20 protein-coding genes, 2 tRNA genes and 1 pseudogene are annotated in these 25,679 nt (G+C 41.8%); 13 read left to right on the forward strand and 10 right to left on the reverse strand.

The annotated features are described in order from the left end of the window. Positions 1-185: 185 nt before the first annotated feature. From fba to ruvB, 3 genes are all read left to right on the forward strand, one after another. The gene (gene fba, locus ACT3RN_RS00220) at positions 186-1,223 is read left to right on the forward strand and encodes a class II fructose-bisphosphate aldolase (RefSeq protein ID WP_192518311.1); all 1,038 of its coding nucleotides are present in this window, start codon (positions 186-188) and stop codon (positions 1,221-1,223) included. A gap of 86 nt (positions 1,224-1,309) precedes the next feature. Further along, positions 1,310-1,933, forward strand: coding sequence for a Holliday junction branch migration protein RuvA (gene ruvA / locus ACT3RN_RS00225; protein WP_442439972.1), 624 nt, complete (start codon positions 1,310-1,312; stop codon positions 1,931-1,933). Between the two features lie 171 nt (positions 1,934-2,104). After that, positions 2,105-3,088, forward strand: coding sequence for a Holliday junction branch migration DNA helicase RuvB (gene ruvB, locus ACT3RN_RS00230; RefSeq protein ID WP_192518313.1), 984 nt, complete (start codon positions 2,105-2,107; stop codon positions 3,086-3,088). Between the two features lie 175 nt (positions 3,089-3,263). On the opposite strand, the gene ACT3RN_RS00235 is transcribed toward ruvB, so the two are convergent. From ACT3RN_RS00235 to ACT3RN_RS00250, 4 genes are all read right to left on the reverse strand, one after another. Next, positions 3,264-4,925, reverse strand: a complete 1,662-nt coding sequence (locus tag ACT3RN_RS00235; RefSeq protein WP_442439971.1) for an ABC1 kinase family protein — start codon at positions 4,923-4,925, stop codon at positions 3,264-3,266. A gap of 116 nt (positions 4,926-5,041) precedes the next feature. Beyond that, a complete protein-coding gene (locus ACT3RN_RS00240; RefSeq protein ID WP_192520647.1) occupies positions 5,042-5,746 on the reverse strand; it encodes a ubiquinone biosynthesis accessory factor UbiJ in 705 nt (234 codons plus the stop codon). Between the two features lie 121 nt (positions 5,747-5,867). Then, complete coding sequence (gene ubiE / locus ACT3RN_RS00245) at positions 5,868-6,953, reverse strand: bifunctional demethylmenaquinone methyltransferase/2-methoxy-6-polyprenyl-1,4-benzoquinol methylase UbiE (protein ID WP_442439970.1); 1,086 nt, start codon at positions 6,951-6,953, stop codon at positions 5,868-5,870. A 79-nt stretch (positions 6,954-7,032) separates the two neighbouring features. Then, a complete protein-coding gene (locus ACT3RN_RS00250) occupies positions 7,033-7,746 on the reverse strand; it encodes an FFLEELY motif protein (RefSeq protein ID WP_442439969.1) in 714 nt (237 codons plus the stop codon). 276 nt (positions 7,747-8,022) lie between these two features. Here ACT3RN_RS00250 and ACT3RN_RS00255 point away from each other — a divergent pair, with 276 nt between their 5' ends. After that, on the forward strand, positions 8,023-9,636 hold the full coding sequence (locus tag ACT3RN_RS00255) for an ATPase (protein WP_442439968.1): 1,614 nt from the start codon (positions 8,023-8,025) through the stop codon (positions 9,634-9,636). A 633-nt stretch (positions 9,637-10,269) separates the two neighbouring features. Beyond that, a complete protein-coding gene (locus tag ACT3RN_RS00260) occupies positions 10,270-11,877 on the forward strand; it encodes an inorganic phosphate transporter (RefSeq protein ID WP_192520432.1) in 1,608 nt (535 codons plus the stop codon). Between the two features lie 116 nt (positions 11,878-11,993). Here ACT3RN_RS00260 and ACT3RN_RS00265 read toward each other — a convergent pair whose 3' ends face one another. Continuing rightward, entirely contained in the window at positions 11,994-13,532 is a 1,539-nt protein-coding gene (locus ACT3RN_RS00265; RefSeq protein ID WP_442439979.1) for an aminotransferase class I/II-fold pyridoxal phosphate-dependent enzyme, read from the reverse strand. A 475-nt stretch (positions 13,533-14,007) separates the two neighbouring features. On the opposite strand from ACT3RN_RS00265, the gene msrB reads away from it, so the two are divergent. The 6 genes from msrB to ACT3RN_RS00295 all read left to right on the forward strand — a co-directional run bounded on the left by msrB (position 14,008) and on the right by ACT3RN_RS00295 (position 17,519). Beyond that, on the forward strand, positions 14,008-14,433 hold the full coding sequence (gene msrB / locus ACT3RN_RS00270; protein WP_442061926.1) for a peptide-methionine (R)-S-oxide reductase MsrB: 426 nt from the start codon (positions 14,008-14,010) through the stop codon (positions 14,431-14,433). Positions 14,434-14,806: 373 nt separating this feature from the next. Further along, positions 14,807-15,292, forward strand: coding sequence for a glutathione peroxidase (locus ACT3RN_RS00275; protein ID WP_442061923.1), 486 nt, complete (start codon positions 14,807-14,809; stop codon positions 15,290-15,292). Between the two features lie 327 nt (positions 15,293-15,619). Next, positions 15,620-15,695 (forward strand) — tRNA-Val (locus ACT3RN_RS00280). Positions 15,696-15,731: 36 nt separating this feature from the next. Further along, a tRNA-Asp gene (locus ACT3RN_RS00285) sits at positions 15,732-15,808 on the forward strand. A gap of 512 nt (positions 15,809-16,320) precedes the next feature. After that, the gene (locus ACT3RN_RS00290; protein WP_442061920.1) at positions 16,321-16,779 is read left to right on the forward strand and encodes a hypothetical protein; all 459 of its coding nucleotides are present in this window, start codon (positions 16,321-16,323) and stop codon (positions 16,777-16,779) included. Positions 16,780-16,937: 158 nt separating this feature from the next. Then, a complete protein-coding gene (locus tag ACT3RN_RS00295; RefSeq protein WP_442061917.1) occupies positions 16,938-17,519 on the forward strand; it encodes a hypothetical protein in 582 nt (193 codons plus the stop codon). Positions 17,520-17,732: 213 nt separating this feature from the next. Here ACT3RN_RS00295 and ACT3RN_RS00300 read toward each other — a convergent pair whose 3' ends face one another. Continuing rightward, positions 17,733-18,455 carry a Bax inhibitor-1/YccA family protein gene (locus ACT3RN_RS00300; protein ID WP_442061914.1) on the reverse strand — a complete coding sequence of 241 codons (723 nt, stop codon included), beginning with the start codon at positions 18,453-18,455 and terminating at the stop codon, positions 17,733-17,735. A gap of 300 nt (positions 18,456-18,755) precedes the next feature. Here ACT3RN_RS00300 and ACT3RN_RS00305 point away from each other — a divergent pair, with 300 nt between their 5' ends. Then, entirely contained in the window at positions 18,756-19,760 is a 1,005-nt protein-coding gene (locus tag ACT3RN_RS00305) for an NAD(+) kinase (protein ID WP_192992179.1), read from the forward strand. Positions 19,761-19,814: 54 nt separating this feature from the next. Continuing rightward, positions 19,815-20,126: a YeaC family protein gene (locus ACT3RN_RS00310; protein ID WP_192519510.1), complete on the forward strand. Its 312-nt coding sequence runs from the start codon at positions 19,815-19,817 to the stop codon at positions 20,124-20,126. 74 nt (positions 20,127-20,200) lie between these two features. Here ACT3RN_RS00310 and ACT3RN_RS00315 read toward each other — a convergent pair whose 3' ends face one another. The 4 genes and pseudogenes from ACT3RN_RS00315 to alaS all read right to left on the reverse strand — a co-directional run bounded on the left by ACT3RN_RS00315 (position 20,201) and on the right by alaS (position 25,576). Next, on the reverse strand, positions 20,201-20,575 hold the full coding sequence (locus tag ACT3RN_RS00315; RefSeq protein WP_225739186.1) for a HopJ type III effector protein: 375 nt from the start codon (positions 20,573-20,575) through the stop codon (positions 20,201-20,203). Between the two features lie 191 nt (positions 20,576-20,766). Then, a pseudogene (gene csrA, locus ACT3RN_RS00320) lies at positions 20,767-20,934 on the reverse strand (carbon storage regulator CsrA); the annotation flags it as partial. A 384-nt stretch (positions 20,935-21,318) separates the two neighbouring features. Continuing rightward, entirely contained in the window at positions 21,319-22,605 is a 1,287-nt protein-coding gene (locus ACT3RN_RS00325) for an aspartate kinase (protein WP_192519509.1), read from the reverse strand. A gap of 298 nt (positions 22,606-22,903) precedes the next feature. Further along, entirely contained in the window at positions 22,904-25,576 is a 2,673-nt protein-coding gene (alaS, locus tag ACT3RN_RS00330) for an alanine--tRNA ligase (RefSeq protein ID WP_192519508.1), read from the reverse strand. Positions 25,577-25,679 lie beyond the last annotated feature (103 nt).

Raw genomic sequence — 25,679 nt, forward strand, 5'->3', positions numbered from 1 at the left:
AAATTTTGCTATAATCACCGCGTATTAATTACCCTTGAAATGATTAACTGTTTTGCAGATTGACAGTGCTGTCACTGTTATTAAGCAAGGTTCTTTGCTGTTTATTCTAAAGCCCTATTTCAAAAGCTGTCATTTTAAGAGTTATTTTCAAAAACACTATTCAACCTTTAATTAGAGAGCGCTTTATGGCCTTAATTTCTTTACGTCAACTTTTAGACCATGCCGCTGAACACAGCTATGGTGTTCCTGCCTTTAACGTCAATAATCTAGAGCAGATGCGTGCAATCATGATGGCTGCAGATGCTTGTGACTCACCTGTGATTGTACAAGCCAGTGCTGGCGCACGTAAATATGCAGGGTCTGCGTTTTTGCGTCATCTAATTATTGCTGCAATCGAAGAATGGCCGCATATTCCAGTAGTTATGCACCAAGATCATGGTATGTCAGCGGCTATCTGCCAACGCTCAATACAGCTTGGCTTTTCGTCAGTGATGATGGATGGCTCGCTTGGTGAAGATGGCAAAACGCCAATGGATTACGACTATAATGCCAACGTTACTCGCGAAGTTGTGAAAATGTCACATGCTTGCGGCGTGTCTGTAGAAGGTGAAATTGGTTGCTTGGGTAGTCTTGAGACTGGCATGGCAGGTGAAGAAGATGGTTCTGGTGCAGAAGGTGTGCTAGACCATGAGCAGCTATTGACCAGTGCTGACGAAGCTGAGCAGTTTGTTAAAGATACCAACGTCGATGCTCTTGCTATTGCCATTGGTACTAGTCATGGCGCTTATAAATTTACGCGTCCACCTACAGGTGACATCCTGTCTATTGAACGTGTTAAAGAGATTCATGCCCGTATTCCGAACACGCATTTGGTTATGCATGGCTCGTCATCAGTACCGCAAGAATGGCTAAAAGTCATCAATGAAAATGGCGGTAATATTGGTGAGACTTATGGTGTACCTGTTGAGCAAATCGTTGAAGCGATTAAGCATGGTGTACGTAAAGTGAATATTGATACAGATTTACGTTTGGCATCGACGGGCGCTATCCGTCAGTTTCTTGCAGAAAATCCTAGCGAGTTTGATCCACGTAAATACTTCAAAGCCTCTATGGTTGCGATGTCAGATGTCTGTACCAACCGTTTTGAAGCCTTCGGTTCGGCTGGTCAGGCACATAAGATTCGTCCGTTAAGCCTTGAGGCTATGGTCGATTTTTATAAATAGTTTATTAGGCGTTAAAATCGTGGTTAGATGGCCATAGAGTAGAATCTTTGCCTTCATTGGTTGTGATAGGATAAGAGGTGGTAGATATGATTGGACTTATTACTGGACAGGTGCAGTATTTGATGGCACCAACTGCCTGTATCATGACTGCTTCTGGTGTTGGCTATGATATTGAGTTGCCGCTGCCTTCCTTTTGTCAATTACATCTTAATGAGCAGGCGAGTATTTGGACGCATTTTCATGTGCGTGAAGATGCACAGTTACTCTATGGGTTTATCGATCGAAAAGAACGTGATGTCTTTCGCCAATTGATTAAGATCAATGGGGTTGGGGCAAAAATGGCATTGGCAATGTTATCTGCGATGTCAGCCGCTGAGCTCAAAATGCATGTCGAGCAAGAGTCAGAAACCGCATTGACTCGCATACCAGGTATCGGTAAAAAAACAGCGCAACGTTTATTGATTGAGCTAAAAGACAAACTAAAAAATATCGAAGTTGATAACAGTAATTTAGAGTTTGCGATTGAGCCTGCCGCTATGTCTAACGAAGGTAATATCATTGCTGAAGTCGAGGGGGCATTGATAAGTTTGGGCTATAAAGAAAAAGAAGCTCAGCAAGCGATCAAAGCCGCTAAGAGTAATGGTGACACATTTACAGACACGCAAGGATTATTAAAAGCGACATTGCAGCAGCTATCAACGTTTAAATAATTTTAGTCGTTATTGCTATTCATGGTTATATCAACACATATCGAATAAATAAGCGACATTAATTGTCGCTTATTTTCGTTTTAGCAGATAACTTTTGATGTTTTGCATGACTTATAGATGGCCTTTGGTTATGCTATTTATTAACTAACTTCTCAATATAATGAAAAACTTATGACGCATGATCGTTTGATTAATCCGTTAGAAGGGGCAGGGGATTCCCCTGATTCTAATATTCGACCAGCATTATTGGCTGAGTATATTGGTCAGCCAGTGGTCCGTGAGCAGATGGAGGTTTTTATTGGTGCTGCACGCGGTCGAAATGAAGCGTTAGATCATACGCTTATTTTTGGTCCTCCGGGTTTGGGTAAAACAACCCTTGCCAATATTATTGCACGTGAAATGGGTGGTAATCTGCGTTCGACTTCGGGACCTGTGCTTGAGCGTCCAGGAGATTTGGCCGCTATGTTGACCAATCTAGAAGAAGGAGATGTACTGTTCATTGATGAGATTCATCGGCTGAGCTCAGTCATCGAAGAGATACTGTATCCCGCGATGGAAGATTTTCAGCTCGATATTATGATTGGTGAAGGCCCTGCTGCTCGTTCTATCAAGCTGGATTTACCACCGTTTACACTAGTAGCCGCGACGACCAGAGCGGGGTTATTGACATCGCCACTACGAGATCGTTTTGGTATTGTACAGCGGCTTGAGTTTTATAATATTGTTGATTTGACGACGATTGTTAGCCGTGCTGCACGCTTGATGCGTGTACCGATGAGTGAAGATGGTGCAGTGGAGATCGCTCGCCGCGCGCGTGGTACGCCAAGGATTGCCAATCGTTTATTACGGCGTGTGCGTGATTATGCTGAGGTTAAGGGCGATGGCAGTATTAACGGTCAGATAGCGGGTAGCGCGTTAGATATGCTAGCAGTGGATAGACGAGGTCTGGATCATTTAGACAGGCGTTATATTGAAATATTGCATGAGCGCTTTGATGGTGGTCCTGCCGGAGTCGAAGCGGTAGCAGCGGCAATGGCTGAGGACCGAGGGACGCTTGAGGATGTGATTGAGCCGTACTTAATTCAACAAGGTTATGTGCTGCGTACCGCTCGTGGTCGGGTATTGACCCAAATGGCTATAGATCAGATGTTATAAGGGTTTTCTGCAAGCAAAACCCCTAATGATCCATATCGTGGACGCTAGGGGTTTTTAGTTTCTATTTCTATAAGACCGTTCCTGAAGCGTTCACAGTTAGACCTAGCACAGGTTAAACGCAATAAACGCTGTCACTCTTAGCAAGCTTAACCTCTCAGCAATTTCAACGGTGATTTTAGGCCAAAACACGCCAAATGATTGCCAGTATCGCCATGATATAAAATAAAGGTGCTAGCCAGCCAACGACTTGCGTGGCAACAGCAATACTTAGTCCAAACCCTGCCAGTGCCATCCAGTCGCGGCGGCGATCATTCAACATATCAGCGCGAATTTGCTGTATTTCACGTAGTTGACTGTCCTGACGCGATCCTTGTGAAGCAAGGCTTTGTAACCCTTGATCCAGTAACTTAGGAATATCCGTGGTAGATAGTAGTATCTCAGGCAGTTGCTGGCGTAACTGCTGCAAATTACGTATCGGATCGAGCTGCTCTTTGATCCAATTGCTCAAAATAGGTTTGGCAAGTGACCAAATATCAAGATCAGGGTATAAATCACGACCCAACCCTTCTACGTGTACCAGCGTTTTGAGCAATAGCATCAACTGCGGTGGAATACTCATATGATGGCGACGGGCGATATCCAAAATCTGCATCAATACGCCAGCAAAGTCGATATCATTGATAGGTTTGTTTAACATGGGTCCGACAGTACGCTTCATATCACGCATGAGCGCATGCTTATCAGCGCTTGGTGGAATCCAGCCAGCTCGGCTCACGATATCAACCATGGCGGTAAAGTTATCATTCATAACAGCTAGCAGCATCCGCGCGACGATGAGCTGATCTTCTTTTGATAAAGTGCCCATGATGGCGCAATCAAGCCCGATATAGCGAGGTTCATGACCTAAATCAACTGCTGGCGCATCAGCATTCATTGTAGTGAGTGAGGGTGTTTCTACAAACACATTGCCCGGATGCATGTCAGCATGAAAGAAATTATCACGAAAGACTTGAGTGAAAAATATGGTTAGCCCTTTTTTGGCTAATGCAGCTCGGTCATAGCCCAATTTATCAAACACTTCGATTTGTGAAATGGGTATGCCTTGAATACGCTCCATCACCATCACGTTCTTGGCAGCATCATAAACTTCTGGCACATACATCAAGGCAGAACCCAGAAAGTTATTGCGCATTTGGATGGTGTTGTCGGCCTCAAGGGTTAAATCTAGCTCGTTGAGCATGACTTGACGATAGTCTTCGACGATATCGATGATATGTACCGCTCGTGCGGCTTCAATACGAGCCGATGCCCAATTGGCCAGTTCGAGGAGCAATTCAAAGTCAGTCACAATAGTCGTGCGAATATCTGGGCGTACCACTTTTACGACCACTTCACGGCCATCATGCATGGCGGCGGTATGTACTTGGGCGATAGATGCTGCTGCTAGTGGCTTTACATCAAAACGGGCAAATAAATTTTCAATAGATTTACCCAGACCGTGTTTGCTATCTTGGATTTGTGCAATAGCAACATCTGCGTCAAAAGGCTTGACTTTATCTTGTAGCTGGACCAATTGCTCGATAATCTCAGGTGGCACTAAATCACGACGGGTTGAGAGCAGTTGCCCCAGTTTCAAAAACAGCGTACCCATGTCTTCTATGGCATATTTGATGGCATTTGGTTGATGTTTCTTACCCCAAGCGGCTGGGTGCATGCGAATTAAACGTGCTAACGGTTGTAGTTGCGGCGCTTCTTCGATAGCGAGATGCGTATCAATGCGATACGTTGCGGCGATACGCCAAAGCTCAAATAAACGGGCGCGATGAGATAGTAGCATGAGGTATAAGTACTCTAGAAAAATTTAGAAATAGGGTAAACACTTTGCTGATCTATAGGTTTTGTTGATGTATGAATAATACAGTCAATAATAATGTTTTTTATCTACTGAATAGGCTATTGATGAAACGAGTTGTCAAGAAAGCGCGCCTGTTCTTCTTTGATAGCGGCCAATTTGGCTTCCTCACGTTCGACATCTGCGCGCAGCTTTAGCAACTGCTGCTTGAGATCATTTAGCTCTGCCGTGGCAACTGGATCAGGTGCAGCATTACCTGCTACATCATTGGCCCAGTCACTGACATCATCAAAGGCGCGTTTGGCATTATGTCGCAAGCTGGCTTTTAACTGCGAAATGAGCAGATGTAACTGACTGGCCATCGGCTTACCAATGAGCGGCTCAAGCTGACCGGCAACGTCGGGATCAAATCCTGCAACCAGCTGTTTAAGCTGCATCAACACTTTATAGTCACCAGCGATAGGCATATTACCTTCAGCACCACGCATCAGATTGAGCAATTGAGCAGGATTATCCACGGTAAGGGTACAGTCTGGATGGCTGTGACCCATACGTGCGTTTTCCATATTGGCCGCTTCACGCTCATTTATTTGACCACTTGGCTCAAACAAGCTTTCGGTGGTCACTGGCTCAAAACGTAGATGCTCATCAGTAAATAGCACATCTAGATGAATTTCGGGCATACCTATATTTAGCCGTAGCACTTTTCCAGCGAGCGGTGCTAGACCTGATTTGGTGATCTCATCGCTTGCAATGGCAAGGTTAATCAGTTTTTCGGCACCAGCCAAAAGTAAGACCGTTAGCATATGTCTCTCGCATATTTGATTGAGCGCCTTTAATAAGGCGCATCGTTAATTTGGATCAGTAGCTCATTTATCACGACTGTTAGATATGGCTAGGTTGCCCCTTATCACCAAGGTGTTGTCGTTACGCTTTAAAGCCACGATGTACGGCGACGATACCAGCAGTCAAGTTGTTATAGTCGCAATTTTCAAAGCCCGCTTCTTGCATCATTTGCTTGAGTGTCTGCTGATCAGGGTGCATACGAATCGATTCAGCCAAGTATTGATAGCTTTCAGAATCATTGGCGATCAGCTTGCCCATAATAGGTAAAGCGGTAAATGAATATAGATCATAGGCTTTAGATAATGGCTCAAATACGGGTTTTGAGAATTCTAAAATCAATAGGCGACCACCTGGCTTAAGTACGCGATACATGGATTTGAGCGCCGCATCTTTATCCGTGACATTACGTAGACCAAAGCTGATAGTAATCAAGTCAAAGCTGTTGTCATCAAATGGAGCGAGTGTCTCAGCATTTGCTAATACAAAATCAACGTTGTTGCAGCCAGCATTAATTAAGCGTTCGCGGCCTACTTCTAGCATGGCAGCATTGATGTCTGACAATACCACGTGACCGTTTCGGCCGACTTCACGGCTAAATACTTTGGCCAAGTCACCTGTACCGCCTGCGATATCTAATACGTGCTGACCTGAGCGCACGCCCGATAAGCTAATGGCATAACGCTTCCATAGACGGTGAATACCAAATGACATTAAATCATTCATAATGTCATATTTTTTGGCGACAGAGGTAAACACATCAGCCACACGTGCTTGTTTTTCCGCTTTATTGACTGTCTTATAACCAAAGTGAGTTTGTTCATTACCATCAGTATCAGGCGTGTGCGGATTGTTGATATCATCACGTTGATTAAAAAGGGTCTGCTTGGTGGTTTGTGTGTTTTCGTTATCTACGCTATTAATCGTATTGTTGTTTGGCATGGTGGTTTGTTGACCTTGTGGTGTTCCAGTTGGTAAGTCTTGGACTTGCGTGAAGTCATTCGTACTTGCAGTATGGTTGCTGTCTTTTACAGTGGTTTGTCGTGCTTGAACTTGAGCCGTTATATTTTGATTGTGAGTGATACTGTCTTTTACCAACTTATCTTGTAAATGAGCGTTGGTGGCGGGTTTTTTGTCGAGGTGAGAGTTATTACTTGCAGTATCGTTCATGGTGGTGTCCTGTTATTCATTTTTATGATTATTTTTTGAAAAGCTATAAAATAGTGATAAGTTAAGCGTACTATAATGGCTATGATACACCAAACGTCATTGGCTTACTGCCATTATCCATATCATGAACTTGATCAATAATTATCAGTTCACGCTTACAAAATGGCTCGATAAAATCACTCACACTTTTGAGAGGCTTCATGGCTTTGAACCCTGTATCAATAAAGTCGTAAAGTGGTTGGAATTTATAGCGATATGCTGTGCCTTTAGCCAGCGCAAACGCTTTTTTTAGCATAAATGAGTTTAGGTGCTTGTCAGTGCGATAACAGACTTCTTTTAGGTTGCTGATTTGTACTCGGCGCTCTTCAGCTTCATCGACAGCGCGATAGGCGGCAAGCATGTTATCCTCATTGACTGGCAAGTTTTCACTAAGCAACCACTGAGCCAAATGCAAGTCTAGCTCAATCGCTAAAATTGCTGCATGGATACCCATACTACCAGCTTCCAAAGCCGACTCTTTGGCTAGGCGCTCAAGCTTTTGGGCTTTAGGAAGAATTCGTTCTAATTGTTCCGCCAGTATCTTGAATTCATCACCGCCATACAACTGCGTCAAAAAGTAATCTGCCATCAGTTGATTTTTTGGTTGTTCAAATAGGTCGCTGTGCGTTTTTTTAAGACGCTGTTGTTGCCATGATTGTACGTCTTTCAGTTTGATGTCTAAAGCTTTGTCTTGATGGTGTGGTAGTGCCCAAAAACGGGTTAAATGTTGTTGCAGGTCGGCTAAAGCGGCCATGTTAATAAATCCTATAAAAAGTAAATAATTTTATCAAATTGTTGAAAAAAATAGTGTAATAGTCTGCGTGTAACTGCTTTATAAGTAATGCTGGTTTTTAAGATGCTAAGACAAAGTATGGAGACTGTTCTAAGATAGCTTCGTAGATTGTGTTCACCTTAAAAGAAAATAAACTAGAATACAAATGTCAAACTGTTACATAGCGGCGTCATTGACTGGATTGGTTGAATGCTATGATTAAAATGACGTATTTTCAATCAGAGGATGATTTTAATTATGAGTAAAAAAAAGAGTAAGTCTAATTCAGTAGCCCCAGAGCCAGTCAACGCACAATTTAGTAATGAAATGGTCGAGCAGCGTTTAACGCCCAACCCACTCAGCCAGTTCTCTATGGATGAAGATGGGCTGAGATTAGCATTAGTTACAGCCCAGTATGCTCTGCGTGCAACACGGCAACGAACACCGAAAACCACCAATAAACCTACAGGACTGTTGGTGTTAGTCAATGGTATGGAGCAGGCAGGTAAAGGAACTGCGGTTAAGCAACTGCGGCAATGGGTCGATCCTAGACTGTTAAAGGTTGAGGCGACCATTGGCTCTTGTCCATTAACCCATCAACCAATGTGGCAAGCGTATACCAAATCCATGCCACGTCATGGTGATGTTATGGTTTATTTTGGCAATTGGTACGCTGACTTACTCTACAACGCCATGCGTCTGGCAATGTCAGATGACAAAGACGATACTGAGTCAGTAAATCATAGCGTATTTCCTATTGCGACATGGCAAGCATATTTAGAACAGCAACTGGCTAAGCTACAAGTGTTTGAACAAGATCTTATTGCTAATCAAACAAGGCTGCTAAAGTGCTGGTTTCATGTTGATATCGAAACATTACAATCGCGGCTTCATGACAAAAAGGCGGATCCACATTTTTTGTATCAAATTGACTGGAACAGCCAAAAAGTTATCGAAAAGTTTAACGAAGTAGCAGCGATGTTATTGCGCCAGCAAGACGACTGGATCATCATTGACGGTGATGATAAATCACAAGCGGCAGATCATTTTTGTCATGAAGTGCTGCATGCAATGCAGACAGCATTAGTAAGTAGTGCCGTCAATGTAGATAAAACAGCTGAAGAACAAGTATTTGAATCTGTAAAAATACCTAAGCAGTTGACGAATATAAAAGAAGAGGATATAGATAAGTCTGACTATCGTAAGTTGTTGGCAGAGAAGCAAGCTTGTCTCGCTGAGTTATTGCGCGCCCGCAAAGGTCGTCACGTTGTATTTGCTTTTGAGGGTATGGACGCTGCTGGCAAGGGCGGGGCAATCAAAAGGTTGGTAGCGCCGCTTGACCCACGTGAATATCAAATTTATAACATTAGTGCACCGATGCTGTACGAATTGCAGCATCCTTATTTATGGCGTTTTTGGACAAAGCTTCCTGATGAGCAGACCGACCGAATCAGTCGTATCGCTATCTTTGATCGCACTTGGTATGGGCGGGTGTTGGTTGAGCGTGTCGAAGGGTTTGCGACCAGTGATGAGTGGCAACGCGCTTATGATGAAATCAATCGCTTTGAGGCAGACTTGACCGATTCAGGAGCGATCGTCATCAAGTACTGGCTGGCGATTGATAAAAAAGAGCAGTTGAAACGTTTTGAGGGGCGCCAAGAAACACCGCATAAGCAGTTTAAGCTGACCGACGATGACTGGCGTAATCGTGATAAATGGTCGGACTATGTACAGGCTGCAGCGGATATGCTGGCACGCACTGATAGTAAAAATGCACCTTGGTGTGTCATCGCTACTAACGAAAAGCGTCAAGCGCGTTTGGATGTGCTGGATCATGCTATTGAGCAATTATCGGCAAGGTACGACAGTTAACCTTTGATTATATTGAGTGACTGAAACTCTTTATTTATAATTTTAATGTTTATACAAAAATAGTATAATAATACGATAAGTCACTGAAAAGTGATGTTAATTGAATATGACCTTGGCAGTTACAAATCTCGCAATATCATCATGCATTAGGCGCTTATATTTAATATAATAGGCGCCTAATGTTTTCTGCTATACATAATATGCTATAGCAAATAGGGCGTTATAGTTGTTCTATGCGTCCTAGTGTTACTATGGCCACAATAAAACTTCAAAGCCGCAAGATGCTGTAATCAGACGATTTAGCAATATTACTTGCGGCTTTGTGACATGTTAAGAGACGTGTTTTACCTAAAATTAGTTTGTAATTTTAAATCAAGTAAAACCCGTCAATGAGATAGAACATGCATCAGCAGTCAATCGCTTCAGGCCAATGTATCAGCCGTACTATCGAAAATATCGTTGCTTAAGTCATTACTTAAATCACTAATTAGATCGCTACTTATCGAGTACATCACGCGTTTTATAGACGTTACCACAATGCTAAATAGTATAGTTATAGTAGTATTTAGCATTACAGTGCAATGTTATTAACCGCATATAATTTCAATCAGCTTACGCAGGACGTATTAACGTATGGGTATTAGCAGTAGTTCTACAGAGTCAGTCAAATCAGTCGGCTCTATGAGAATAAATATATTTTTTGCCATTGTACTGATTGCGATGACCGCCTATTTTACGTGGTGGGGTCTAGACTACACAATGCATCAACAAACGACGCTATTTATTGTAGCAACCGCTTTTGGTGTCTTTATGGCATTCAATATTGGTGGGAATGATGTCGCCAACTCCTTTGGTACCTCGGTAGGTGCCGGCACATTAACCATTCCTCAAGCATTGGGTATTGCTGCAATATTTGAAGTGTCAGGTGCTGTACTGGCAGGTGGCGAAGTTACTGATACGATCAGAAAAGGCATCGTTGACCTAGATGGTCTAACGGTGACACCTAATCAATTTATTTATGTCATGCTCTCAGCTTTAATCGCTGCTGCATTTTGGTTATTGTTTGCCACCAAAAAAGGCTTACCGGTTTCGACCACGCACTCCATTATCGGTGGCGTTGTTGGTAGCTCTATCGTACTGGGTATCACATTGGGTGGTACGGAAATGGCTTTATCAACAGTGAGTTGGGGAACTGTTGGTACGATCGCTATTTCTTGGGTGCTATCACCGTTGCTAGGTGGTGTATTATCCTACCTGTTATACGGACAGATTAAGAAAAATATCATCGAGTATAATGATCGAACAGAGGCACATCTTGCGATTCTTAAAGGCAATAAAAAAACCTTAAAGCAAAACCATAAAGAGTTTTTGGAAGGTCTAACAGAATCAGAGCAGCTGGCTTATACATCGGCCATGCTACGTGATCAAGAAATCTATAAAGATGATGATTGCGTGATAGAAGATCTAGAGACAGATTATTACAAACAGCTTTATGAGATTGAGAACGAGCGTACCAACCTTGATACGCTAAAAGCACTTAAGCAGTGGGTGCCGCTTATTGCAGCAGCTGGTGGTGCCGTCATGACATCGCTGGTTGTATTCAAAGGCCTTAAAAACGTCAACAGTAATATGACGACGCTACAGGGCTTCTTGATCATGGGAATGATAGCGGCGCTAGTATGGCTTGCGACCTTTATCTATACCAAAAGTATCCGTGGTAAGCATAAAGAGGATTTGACCAAAGCAACCTTTATTATGTTTAGTTGGATGCAAGTCTTTACCGCATCGGCTTTTGCTTTTAGTCATGGGTCGAATGATATTGCCAATGCAGTTGGTCCTTTTGCCGCGATTATGGATGTGATTCGTACCAATAGTATTGCTACCGAGGCGGCAGTACCACCAGCGGTCATGCTGACTTTTGGGGTTTCACTTATTGTTGGTCTTTGGTTTATCGGTAAAGAAGTCATTCAGACGGTAGGAACCAATTTGGCCAAAATGCACCCTGCTTCTGGCTTTTCAGCAGAACTGGCTGCAGCAGCTGTTGTTATGGTAGCCTCGACGATGGGATTACCTGTATCAAGTACACATACTTTAGTCGGTGCGGTATTGGGTATCGGTATCGTCAATAGAGACACCAATTGGAAGCTGATGAAACCGATTGGTTTGGCGTGGGTTGTGACGCTTCCTGCAGCGGCAAGTATGTCGGCTATCAGTTATTTCGTATTGAGTAATATTTTTTAATACTCGTATTGAAGATAAGTTGTAGTTAGTAAGTATAACAAGTTGGTTGAAAAAAATGCTTATCAGCATCATGCTGATAAGCATTTTTTATATGATGGAGCATCCTAAATGAGTGTTTAATCAGTACCAAACTGTTGGCGTTTTTTAGCAAAGAATCTGTCTAAGCGATCCATTGCATCTTCTAAGTCATGTAAATTGGGCAGAAACACTAAGCGGAAGTGATCCGGTTTGTCCCAATTGAACCCCGTCCCTTGTACCATTAGAACGTTTTCATCAATCAGTAGGTCCATCATAAAATTCATGTCATCCGTAATAGGGTAAACTTCAGGGTCCATCTTTGGAAAACAATAAAACGCGCCTTGTGGCATCGTACATGAAATGCCTTTAATTGCATTAAGTCGCGATACGGCCATTTCGCGCTGCTTATACAAGCGACCTGTTTTAGATGTCAAATCTTTCATACTTTGGTGGCCACCCATCGCTGTTTGGATAGCGTATTGCCCTTGAACGTTAGAGCATAAGCGCATAGAGGCTAGCATATCCAGACCCTCTATAAAGTCAGCAGCGTGTTGCTTGCGACCTGAGACCATCATCCAACCTGCACGGAACCCCGCGATACGATGCGACTTTGACAAACCGTTGTACGATAGAACCAGTACGTCATCCGTCAAAGTACTCATTGGTGTGTGTAGAGTGTCGTCATAGAGAATACGGTCATAAATCTCATCCGCCATGATGATTAAATCATGCTCTTTAGCAACCTCTATAATCTGTAATAGGAGCTCGTCGCTATAAAGCGCACCAGTTGGGTTATTAGGGTTGATAACCACGATGCCTTTTGTCTTACTGGTAATTTTTGATTTGATATCTTCTATATCAGGGTGCCAGTTGTCGTCTTCATTACAGCGATAGTGTACAGCCGTACCACCAGATAGATTAGCGGCCGCTGTCCAAAGCGGGTAATCTGGCATTGGAATGAGTACCTCATCACCATCGTTCATTAATGCTTGCATAGTCATGACAATCAGCTCAGAGACACCATTACCTAAATATACATCACGGACATCAACTGCCGATAGCAGCCCTTTTGATTGATAATATTGCAGTACTGCTTTACGCGCAGAAAAGATCCCTTGTGAGTCTGAATACCCAATGGCGTCTGGCAAATTCATCGCCACATCACGCAAAATCTCATGCGGTGCTTCTAGACCGAATGGTGCTGGGTTGCCGACATTCAGCTTTAATATACGTTTGCCCTCCGCCTCCATTTTATTTGCAGTCTGTAGTAGTGGGCCGCGAATGTCGTAGCAGACATTTTGTAATTTATCAGATTTTTTAATGGTATTCATAGAGGGATCACTCATAGGGCTATTTGGTGAGTTTGTGTTGACTGAGCTTGGCTTGCTCTCACTTGATTTGTCAGGTTGTGTATGTTTAGGAGGCGTAGTATCTAAATCATCGTTCTTATTTGATACACTGGCTGTCGTATTTGTAGTGGTGCTTGTTTGGTTTTGAAGCTCACCGCGCAGCAAGTAGCCTTCGCTACAGCCTAAAATACGTGCTAGCGTGGGTAATTTAGACGAGACGATACCATTGGTGCCACGCTCCCAATTAGAGATAGCACCGCGACTGACCTTTGCGCCTGCTGCCGTCATCGCTTGTGCTAATTGCTCCGCAGTAAATCCTTTATCACGGCGCAGCTGCACCAGTCGTTCGGCTTGTGTACCTTTATTTTTCTCGCTAGCCATAATCAGTTAAGCCTTTATTTATCAATAGGTTTGTCATAAGTAGATTACTTTAATTCAATAATAATACTTATATCCTAATGCAAGATATTATTGCATAAATAACTGCTATGCAAGTTATTTTAAAAAAGTTATAACAATGAAAGTAAATCTTGCATTTATAAGCGTATGAAGTGGTTCCCTGCTGAAATACCATATGATTACCCATTACCCATTACCCATTACTAATTGCTTTGCCAATACAATATTATTGTGATGTATGTCTTGAATATTGGGTTGATCATCAATAGATAGGGCACATCGTTATTTATAATAATATGGCGATAAAACTTGATTAGTAGCCAAATAGAAAATCGGACAATACCTATTTAAGTAAGGACAAACTATGCAAGACAATCAACTTAGCAAAGCAGAAATTAGCCAATTAACCGAAGCTGATTGGAAAGAACGCTTGAGTGCTGATGAATACCATGTAATGCGCGAGAAGGGCACAGAACGCCCATTCACAGGTGTCTATAATGATGCAGATGATGAAGGTATTTATCGCTGCAAAGGGTGCGGCGCTAGCTTGTTTGACTCAAGCAGTAAATTCAATGCTGGTTGCGGTTGGCCAAGTTTTGACCAAGGAATCGATAACAGCGCTATTGATGAGCACGTCGATAACTCATTGGGCATGACTCGCACAGAGGTGACTTGTAGTAACTGCGGGGCACACTTAGGTCATGTATTCCCTGATGGACCTAGCGAGACGACAGGGATGCGCTATTGCATAAACTCAGTCTCTATCGATTTGGACAAATCTGAAAAATAGCAGCGAGCATAATAATTGAAAATACAGATAACAGATTAGATGCTATCAACTCCCAGAAGTACGAATGTCTATATCAAAATTATACAACCTACGATACGTAGTGGCAGATAGTTAGCACAGTGAGCAAAGGCATGTACTCGCTTTTTACTTAATTTTGAGAATGATATAAGCTTAGCAGTATAAAAAGGAAGCGCACGACGCTTCCTTTTTGATAATAGGCGCTATATTTATGCTGTTGCACAATTAGCAGTAACTGTGAGAAAGTAACTGTGAGAAGTCAGTTATGAAAAAGCAGTTATGAAAAAGCTACTGCGATGCAAAATAGTCATGGTTAGAGGGTATTAAAACAACTCAATCAATTTAAGGATGAATAATGAGTAATATTTATGATTTTACTGCTACGTGTATGGATGGCACGACGCAAGCGTTTACTGATTATAAAGGTCGCGTGTTATTGGTTGTCAATACCGCCAGTAAATGTGGGTTTACTCCGCAGTTTGAAGGGCTAGAAGCACTATACCAACAGTACAAGGATCAAGGACTAATCGTTATCGGTTTTCCTTGTAACCAATTTGGTAGCCAAGACCCTGGTAGTAATGATGAGATTGGCGCGTTCTGCCAAAAGAACTATGGTGTTAGCTTCCCTATGATGGAAAAGGTGGACGTTAATGGAGAGGGCGCTCATCCACTATTTAAGTGGCTAAAAGCCCAAAAAGGCGGCTTACTAACAGATGGAATAAAATGGAACTTCACCAAGTTTTTGGTCGGTATAGATGGGCAAGTCATTGACCGCTATGCACCAACGACTAAGCCCGCCGCTTTAAAACCAGATATCGAACAGGCATTGGCAAAAGGTTGAGGTCTTATAGACTCCACTATAAAAGCATTACAGTGCTAACCTCGCTTGAAGCGTCACATATACATCTATATTTGGTTGCCTGGTATTGCTTTTAAATTGAATCGATTATAGTGCTAAAGAATATTGGTTTTTTATGAAAATATAAAATCAATAAAAACATAAGCTTATTCATGTGGTTGATAAAAACGCAAAAAATATGTCAAAAATTCAAAAATACTGTTTGACAGCCATGTGTAAATCTATATAATACACATCCACAGCAGCAGAGCTTAGTGACAAAATAAAAGCTCAGTTGATGTTGAATAAATTGCCTTGCAATTGTTCGAGGGGTGATTAGCTCAGTTGGTAGAGCGTCTGCCTTACACGCAGAATGTCGGCGGTTCGAATCCGTCATCACCCACCACTTAATAGCTTGTGGTAAAAAAGCTAAACGACCTAAGCAGCGGTAGTTCAGTTGGTTAGAATGCCGGCCTGTCACGCCGGAGGTCGCGGGTTCGAGTCCCGTCCGCTGCGCCATATTTAAAACAAATTTAAACTTACGAGTTTAAGCAAGTTTCGCCTCAAGTATTAGTTTACTTGGGGTTTTTTTGTGTCTGCTGTTTCTGCTCAAATGCCTTTTTTGTATAGGTCTTTTCTTTTAAGTTTCCTCATTAAAACATCTACGACATTAAATTTTTGCCTTACGGATATATATCTTGCAGATGAAAATCACAGAATCAACAACATATTAGAGAGTAATCTCTTTGTAATGTTAGTAAATAAAAAAGTAAATTTTTGTTGCACTTATATTTCTATTACATTAGTATCTTCAAATTCTAATCAACAATTGTTACTGCCGCAGTGAGTCTGTTATTAGCAATGACCTGTCGCAGATGACTACTATGCGCAAACTAATAATTTAATGATCGACCAGTTATCTTTATAACTGAACCCCCTTTTCTTGAGTAAGACATATGCGTGGATTCAAAATAAAGCGAAAACTAGACTTTTACCTAAGCGTATCTCTATTTGTATTTATACTAATAAGTATGACTACAAAATATGCTGGTATAGGATTCCCTAAAGAAGACTCCCTCTTTTACACAACAGGTATTTTAGGTCTTCATGACAATGTGCGTCACACTAAACACCTAACGCTTGATAACGTCGCGGGTAAATCAGAGACTCAGGTTTTTGCATGCGGTTATTCATTTTTCGATAACGGAAGAAGTAGTGATTGTGGTAACAATTTTTATAAACCCTATCTAAATGAAGAGGCAACCATAGGATGGTATATACAAGATAAGTTTTTAATATTCAAAAACAATGTACCTCAAGTGGTAACTGTAGAAGTCGATGATAAGGTGATTATAAGCTACGCAGATACTCTCAGGAATATTAATATTAGTAACAAAATTAACAAGTATATGATTTTATTTGCTTTTCCGTTTTCAATATTAATGTATTGGCTATCTAGTAAAGTTGGCAAAAAACCGATTAGTAGCTAATGAATAAACACTTCATCACATTGGATAGCGATCAGGGGATGCAAATATTTAGCTCGTAAACTTTTGCAAAACCAAAAGTCATTACAACAAAGCAAAACTTGTTATTTTGGAGGATTTTTCAAAATGACGTGTTAAATAACCTTTATAAGAAATAATTTATGTTCAAAAATATTAGAAAATTTAGCAAGTTATCGAAATCTCAAAAAATACATATTATTTTATTTTTATTGTTTATTTCTTTCCTGCCAACCAAATATTTTTTGGAATGGCGAGGTAGGGGTTTTCCTCAAGAATCGCAATTAAATTATAGTACAGGAATTTTAGAGTATACGAGAACCACTGGCAAGAGGTCTAGATCACTCATAATTCTAGAACCTATAGAGTACTCAGATGAGAAGGTAGTTTATGGTTGTAGTTATACTGCAATTACATCGGGTAGTAGTGCTTCATGCTTAGACTTAAAAAGCGTTGAACCTTATTTGGGCAAACATGCAGTAGTAGGCTGGTACGATCAGCCTAGTTTTTTAGGTTTTAAAAATGATACTCCACAATTAGTTACATTAAAGATAGATGATAAGCACCTTAAAACATACGATGAAACATTTCGAGCAAACAAAAAGTCGCATGTATTACTTGGCTTTGTATGTCTGTTTTTAACAGTTCTATATACATTCATATTTATCAAAATTCTTTATCCAAAAGACGTAGCACACAAAAAAATAGTTCCAAAAACACATTAAAGTCAGATACTCATAGCTAGTTTGAATGATAGATAGCCCTATAAAAAGTAAGAGACTCAACAACCCTCATTCCTTGCTTTATCTGATGAGTAAACTGCAAGAACATCATCACATTCTTAGTTGTGAACCAGTATTTACTTTGAACCACAAAAAAACCGCCTTTAATCAAAGACGGTTTTTTGTTTTAGCTTACTATTAGACAGTCTATTTATACTAATCTTGTAGATAGCTTAATAGGCGCATAAACTCAATGTACATCCACACTAGCGTGGCAAGTATACCAATACTGAATAACCATTCGTAGTCTTCTGAGATACCCATTGCTACACCGCGATCGATATTATCGAAATCCAACAGCAGTGTAAAAGAGGCAATAACGATGACAAACAAGCTAAATCCAATAGCGATTACGCCACCTTCAAATAAGAAAGGTAGGCTTGAACCAAACGCTAAAGAAAGCACCCACTGTGCTACATAAACTAGCATAATAGCGATAACCGCTGAGGTCACGATCGAGCGGAACTTTTCAGTCACCTTGACTAAACCCGAACGATAGAGTCCTAGCATAACGGCTGCGGTGACAAAAGTTGCACACATTGCAGTCACTGGCACGCTTGGGTACATTCTCATAAAAAACAGTGATACACCACCTAGAAATATACCTTCTAGTAGTGCATAAGGTACAGCCAAAGTCTTGGCTTTTTGTGGCTTAAAAGTGATGAAAAGAGCTAGAACGAATGCAGCAATCATGCTACCGAAAGCTGCTCCCATAATAAAACCTTGTGATAGACCTGCCATGAGAGCGTAAAAGAAAAAACCCACACCAGTGATGGCTGATAGCCCAAGTAATAGACTGGTCTTTTGGATTACACCTTTGACCGTCATTGGATTACCGCCGATCGCAAGTTCTGCACGACTGACAATAGGATTGGCCATATATATGTCCTTAATAATAAAATATAAATAATTTAGATAACCGTTACTCTAGCAAAACCGCCATTATTGTCAACTGTGTTTACGTGACAGCCATCAGGGCTAGTAACACTTTGAAGGTGACTATTGAGTTATAATAGAGCGGTCTATATCGCTAAACAAACACGTCTAAGAGTAACGTATAATAGATCTTATATGGGGCCGCTTACGACAGTTAACAACGATAATTTATAAACATGCTAGTCTAAGCGCTATTTTATCGCTATCATTGCTTAGTATCTTACCGTTATACCGAGTCGTTTTATGGAAAACTCAGCGCAGTCCGAAAGATTGCCACACTTACATGAATCAGAGCTGTTCCACGCTATCAAAAACCCTGCTTTTAGGCGTATTGGTTTGATGGGCCGTGCAGGAAAACGCAGTGTCACTCAAAGTTTGGTACAGATTGCTCAAACCATCAATGATATGAATCTCACATTGATTATGGATGTGAAAACAGCCAATTTACCTACTCTGAATCTGACTGAGATTGAAAAAGTCAAAATCGTCAAGCGTAGCTTGATAGGTGAGATTTGTGATTTGGTCATTGTCGTTGGTGGTGATGGCTCGATATTACATGCCGCTGAAGCATTGGCACGTTACCGTGTTCCTGTATTAGGTGTAAACCGTGGTCGGCTTGGGTTTTTGGCAGATGTAAAACCTGATGAGGCTGCCTTTAAGCTACGTCAAGTACTAATGGGTGATTATCAACTTGATCATCGGTTTCTATTGACTATGGAAATACGAGAAGGGCGTAAGATTATCCATGAAGACATGGCGCTCAATGATGTGGTATTACATGCTGGTAAATCAGTACATATGATTGATTTTCAGATGAAAATTGATGGTCAGGATGTATATAGACAGCATAGTGATGGTTTGATAGCGGCAACGCCTACAGGTTCAACAGCCTACGCATTGTCTGGTGGCGGCCCTATTATTCACCCAAGTATGGATGCCATTTGCCTAGTGCCTATGCATCCACATACCTTGTCCAGTCGCCCAATTGTGGTGAGTGGTAATAGTGAGGTGTGTATTCGTATTCACGAAGACAATCGCACTCAGCCGATGGTTAGTGCAGATGGTAAGCCAAGTGTACCACTTGAGCAAGAACAGCGTCTCTATATCCGTAAACATCCTGACAAGCTCACGCTATTGCATCCACCAGGGTTTGATTTTTATGAAGCTTGTCGTACAAAGCTACACTGGAACGTCCATGCCGAAGAGTTCAGTCTGGATGTCGATGATGATATTATGGATGATGAATAAGCGAGAAGTTTATATAAAGAACATAACAAAAAGTAGTAGTGGAGAGTAGTTAAGATGGACAAACAAACGATATTGACAAGTTTGACGCCAGAAGTGGTTGATAAATTTCGTGTGGCAATTGAGTTGGGTAAATGGCCTGATGGTCGAAAATTGACGCCTGAACAGCGCGACACTTGCATGCAAGCAGTGATGGTCTGGGAGCATGAACATCTACAGCCTGCTGAACGTACAGGCTATATTCATAAACCAGTAAAAGAAGATGGTTCTATCGTTGGAGAAGAGTGTGATGTCGAGCATGAGCATCATTACCCAAATATGCCTAATCCTAAAGGTGCGGTGCAACCTGTTAAGTTTCATAATAAATAAGCATCTATTATGGTAAGCCGCAATAAAAAAGCCACGCTATATGTAGCGTGGCTTTTTTATTATATGATGGGCCATTAAAGTGCAGTAGTATCAACGCTAGGACGTGGTGTCAATGGATTTTTTTGCATCAAAAAACCTTGCCAACCCCAATGCAAAAAGTTGCGAATATTGGCATGATCGGTACCGTTAGGTGTTGCTTGAACTTTGGCGTAGTGCTCGCCGAATAGTTTTAGCGTATCCAATTGATCAAGACCATGGTGTTTAGCAAAACCAAAAATCTTGGCACTGCCTTCATTTTCACCAGCTGCATTATGGACCATACCATTAACAAAAGGGGCAGGCGCATAGCGATAAAAATCATCAATAAAACTGATGACATCATTGAATCCAATGGCTTTCTTATTCAAACCATTAAGTAGAGCCGATATATCTGATTGGCGAATACTCATAAATAAATGACCTCAGAGCAGATTAAAAAAATACAGTTTTTATATAAAATATCTATATATGATATTTATAAAAACACAATGCTTTCATACGCTCAATGATTAAGCATGACAGCTTAGCGATTAAAGTAATCTTCATCATCAAAAGAAGGCGCAAAATTACCTTGCTCTAGATGCTGCATTTGCGACTGTACAGAGCGCTCATGCTGAATACGTTGATAAATCTCTTCGCGGTGTACGGCAATATCTTTAGGTGCATTTACACCGATACGTACTTGATTACCTTTGACACCTAGGACAGTCACACTGACCTCGTCACCAATCATTAGCGTTTCACCTACACGGCGTGTCAAAATTAACATGCGTCACACTCCTTATGTCGCATTGACAGGTTATTACTCATTATATTACTTCTCAATTGCAGGACATCACCGTCGTACTGAATATGTCGTATGTTGGTATAACGATAATATTTAAACGTTGTACCAATGACGGTAATGATAGGTAGATTCATTTAGCCCAAATGAAAGCCCATTATAGGGGGCATAACAGATACTGTCACGAGTTTTCACAAAACTATTAGTTAACTACTAAGCCTAGCAATAATAAAAATAGGATCTAAAAAGACCCTATTTAATCAAAAATTATTGAATGCTATGAATAACAAATATGTGATAGCTAAATTTATATTTTAATAAAAATGATAGCCCAGCTATACAACTAGGGATCAAGATTATCAGAAACTATTATAACCCAGCGATCTTACTTTCGCCATCTTCACGATCAAGACCAAATGCTGTATGTAATGATTTAACAGCTTTTTCTAAATGTTGATCTTGAATTAGTACTGATACTTTAATTTCGCTGGTCGATATCATTTGGATATTGATGTTGTTTTCAGCAAGTGTCTGGAACATCAGACTAGCAACGCCTGCATGTGAGCGCATGCCAACACCAACCAATGAAACTTTGACAACTTCGCTATTGCCCAAAATTTCTTTGGCACCAATTTCGTCTTTGACTTCGTCATTGAGCACTTTTAGTGTTTTGTCTAAGTCAGTACGATTAACAGTGAAGGTAAAGTCAGTTGTACCATTATCCGAAAGGTTTTGTACGATCATATCGATTTCGATATTGGCACGTCCAATAGGGCTCAAGATAGCAGAGGCAATACCAGGATGATCAGGTACACCGCGCACTACAATTTTTGCTTCGTCTCGGTTGAAAGCGATACCTGAGATGATTGCCTGTTCCATACTGTCTCCTTCGTCTATCGTAATTAGGGTGCCGACATTGTTTTGAAATTCTTGGTCAAAACTACCGTCATTATTTTCATCAAAGCTAGATAGTACACGCAAAGGTACACCATATTTACCAGCGAATTCTACTGAACGAATCTGTAGAATTTTAGAGCCAAGACTTGCCATTTCTAGCATTTCTTCAAAAGTGATTTTTTCAAGTTTTTTGGCTTTTGAGGTGACACGAGGGTCAGTAGTATAGACACCATCAACATCGGTATAGATTTGACATTCATCAGCACCTAGCGCCGCTGCAATAGCGACACCAGTAGTATCAGAGCCACCTCGACCTAATGTGGTGGCATTGCCTTCTGCATCAATGCCCTGAAAGCCGGCTACGATGACGATGTTTCCAGCATCTAATTGCTCACGTATGTTTTGATCATCGATGCTTTCGATACGGGCTTTATTGTGGGCATTATCCGTTTTAATCGCTACTTGGCGACCTGTGAATGAACGAGCACCAATGCCGAGATCTTTAATCGCCATGGCCAATAAAGAGATAGAAACCTGCTCACCTGTTGAAACCATTTGGTCGTATTCACGGGGATCTGGCTGAGCGCTGATTTGGCGTGCAAGATCAATCAGGCGGTTGGTTTCGCCACTCATAGCAGAAACCACCACAACCACTTGATGACCATTGTCATGCCAGCGTTTGACTCGTTGGGCGACGTTTTTTATGCGGTCGATACTGCCCATCGAGGTACCGCCATATTTCTGTACTATTAACGCCATAAAAATCTACCTATTATTCATTAATGGCCCTTTGTGATCATCAATGAGAGTCAATATGACGCTCAATCAATGCTTGCATAAATAAAGCCGTATTATAAGAGTTGCGCTCTATGCTGTTTATTTACTAGTCGTACTTAGTAGGTAATAGATGAACGATATGCTTAAACGTTGACCTTTATACCATATCTACATCATAACGTTAAGCGTCAGTACGGTTAAGATGTATGGCGATTGGTTATAGCTATTATAACCAATCGACTATATGTGAAATAAAGTAGCAGTATAATCAGATTCGGTATTAGCCAAGCTGAGCTTCAATCCAAGCAGGTAGGGCATTAACAACAGCGTTAGTATCGGCCGATTTTGGTGCGCCCCCCTGTGCATAGTCAGGCTTACCGCCACCTTTACCGCCCAGTTCACTTGCCAAGTGACGAATGATATCACCTGCTTTGATTTTGGTCGTGACAGACTTAGCCACACTGGCTGCTAGTGCAAGCTGATCATCTTTATCGCCAATCAATACAATCACACTATCTGGAAGTTTCGACTTGATGTCATCCATTAGGGTACGGATAGATTTGCCATCGATACCGCTTAATGTACTGATAAGTACTGGCGTATCTGCAATAGTTTGCACGTCATCGAGTAAGTTAGCAGCTTGAGCGCTGGCTATTTTTTGTTGTAAGCGCTCTAGTTGTTTTTCTAGATCACGTTGCTTATCCGCCATGGTGCGTACACGCTGAGCCACATCAGGGCGTTTTACTTTCAGCTGACTGGCAAGCTCGCTCAATTGCTGTTCACCTTGCTGAATATTCTTGATCGCATTCATACCAGTGACGGCTTCAATACGGCGAATACCAGCGGCAATACCTGATTCGCTAGTGATTTTTAGTACGCCAATATCACCAGTGCGCTGTACATGCAGGCCACCGCACAACTCAATAGAGAAAGGCTTGCGTTGACCGTCTACGATGCTGTCTGTACCCATGGTAAGGACACGAACTTCACTACCATACTTTTCACCAAACAGTGCCATCGCGCCTTGATTCATGGCTTCATCAATAGACATGTGCTCGATACGAGTAGGAGTGTTGGCTTGAATTTGTTCATTGACTAAGTGTTCGATACGGCTGATTTCAGCAGGACTAACGGGCTTGTCGTAAGCAAAGTCAAAACGTAGTACGTCGCTTGAGACCAGTGAACCTTTTTGCGATACCGTATCACCCAACACTTCTCTTAGCGCGGCATGCAATAGGTGAGTGGCCGAGTGGTTTTTAGCACTGGCAGCACGAATGCTAGAGAGCACTTGCGCCTCTGCTGTTTGCTTGGTCGTAATCTCACCCATGGTGACCACACCATGATGGATAATTGCTTGACCAGATTTTTTGGTGTCTTGGACTTCAAAGACGCCTGATTCAGTACGAATCTCACCCAATTCACCAACTTGACCACCACCTTCGGCATAGAAGGGTGTACGGTCAAGTACCACAACACCTTCCATTCCTTCTGCTAAGCTGTCAGCTGGGTTGCCATCTTGATAAAGCGCATCAATGGTTACGCCTGTTTCTTCAAGTTGCTCGTAACCAATAAAGCTCGTCGGCGTCTCTACTTGAATAACACTGCTATAATCAACATCGAATTTACCGGCATCGCGTGCGCGTTCACGTTGTGCTTGCATATGCTCATCGAACTCAGCTTCGTCAATCACGATGCCACGCTCACGAGTAATATCAGCGGTCAAATCAAGCGGAAAGCCATAAGTGTCATACAGCTTGAAAGCTGCTTCACCAGATAAGGTATCACCATCTTGTAAGCCTTCAAGTTCAGTGGCAAGCAAGCGCAAACCTTGCGCGAGCGTTTTGGCAAACTGTGCTTCTTCTTTTTGAATAGCGTTTTCGATGATGCTTTGCTTATCTTTTAGCTCAGGGTAGGCTACTGCCATTTCAGCGACTAGCGGCGCAACCATCTTGTAGAAAAACTCACTGTCCGCACCTAGTTTGTTACCATGGCGTACTGCACGGCGAATCACACGGCGTAGTACATAACCACGGCCTTCGTTACTTGGCGTGACACCATCAGCAATTAAAAATGCAACGGCACGAATGTGATCAGCGATCACTTTTAGCGATGACTGCTGCTCATTGGTAATCTCTAAAATCTCAGCTGCTGCATCCATCAAATGGACAAACAAATCTATCTCATAGTTGCCATGAACGCCCTGCATGATAGCACTGATACGCTCGAGCCCCATCCCTGTATCGACACTTGGTGCTGGCAGCGGTAGTAATGTACCGTCCTTTTGACGATTGAACTGCATAAATACACAGTTCCAAATCTCAATAAAGCGGTCGCCATCTTCTTCAGGTGTGCCAGGTAAGCCGCCTTCAACATCGGCACCATGGTCATAAAAAACTTCAGTACAAGGACCACAAGGACCGGTGTCACCCATCGTCCAAAAATTGTCTGACGCGTAAGGCGCACCCTTATTATCACCAATACGAATGATGCGTTCACTTGGAATGCCGATGTTTTTATTCCAGATATCAAAGGCTTCGTCATCAGTTTCATAAATAGTGACATATAAACGGTCTTTATCGATCGCTAGCCATTCATCTGAAGTCAGAAACTCCCAGATGTATTCGATGCCCGCTTGCTTGAAATAATCACCAAACGAGAAGTTACCAAGCATTTCAAAAAAAGTATGATGACGCGCGGTGTAGCCAACATTGTCTAAATCGTTGTGCTTGCCGCCTGCACGCACACATTTTTGCGAGGTCACAGCACGTGTATAGTCACGTGGTTCCATACCCAAAAAAGTTTCTTTAAACTGATTCATACCGGCATTAGTAAATAGTAATGTCGGGTCGTTGTGTGGAATCAGACTAGATGATGAAACTTGGGTGTGCTGCTTGCTTATAAAAAAATCGATAAAGGCTTGGCGAATATCGGCTGAGCGAAATGGCTGGCTCACAGCGGCTCCTTACTGACGGATAGAGTTGGATAGGTGAAAAAATAATTTTGCAAGCGATTTTAGCACAAACCTCCAAGCTCTTGGTACAAGAGTTACAACTGCA

It is taken from the genome of Psychrobacter sp. AOP5-GZ1-6, assembly GCF_052376345.1.
Lineage (GTDB): Bacteria > Pseudomonadota > Gammaproteobacteria > Pseudomonadales > Moraxellaceae > Psychrobacter.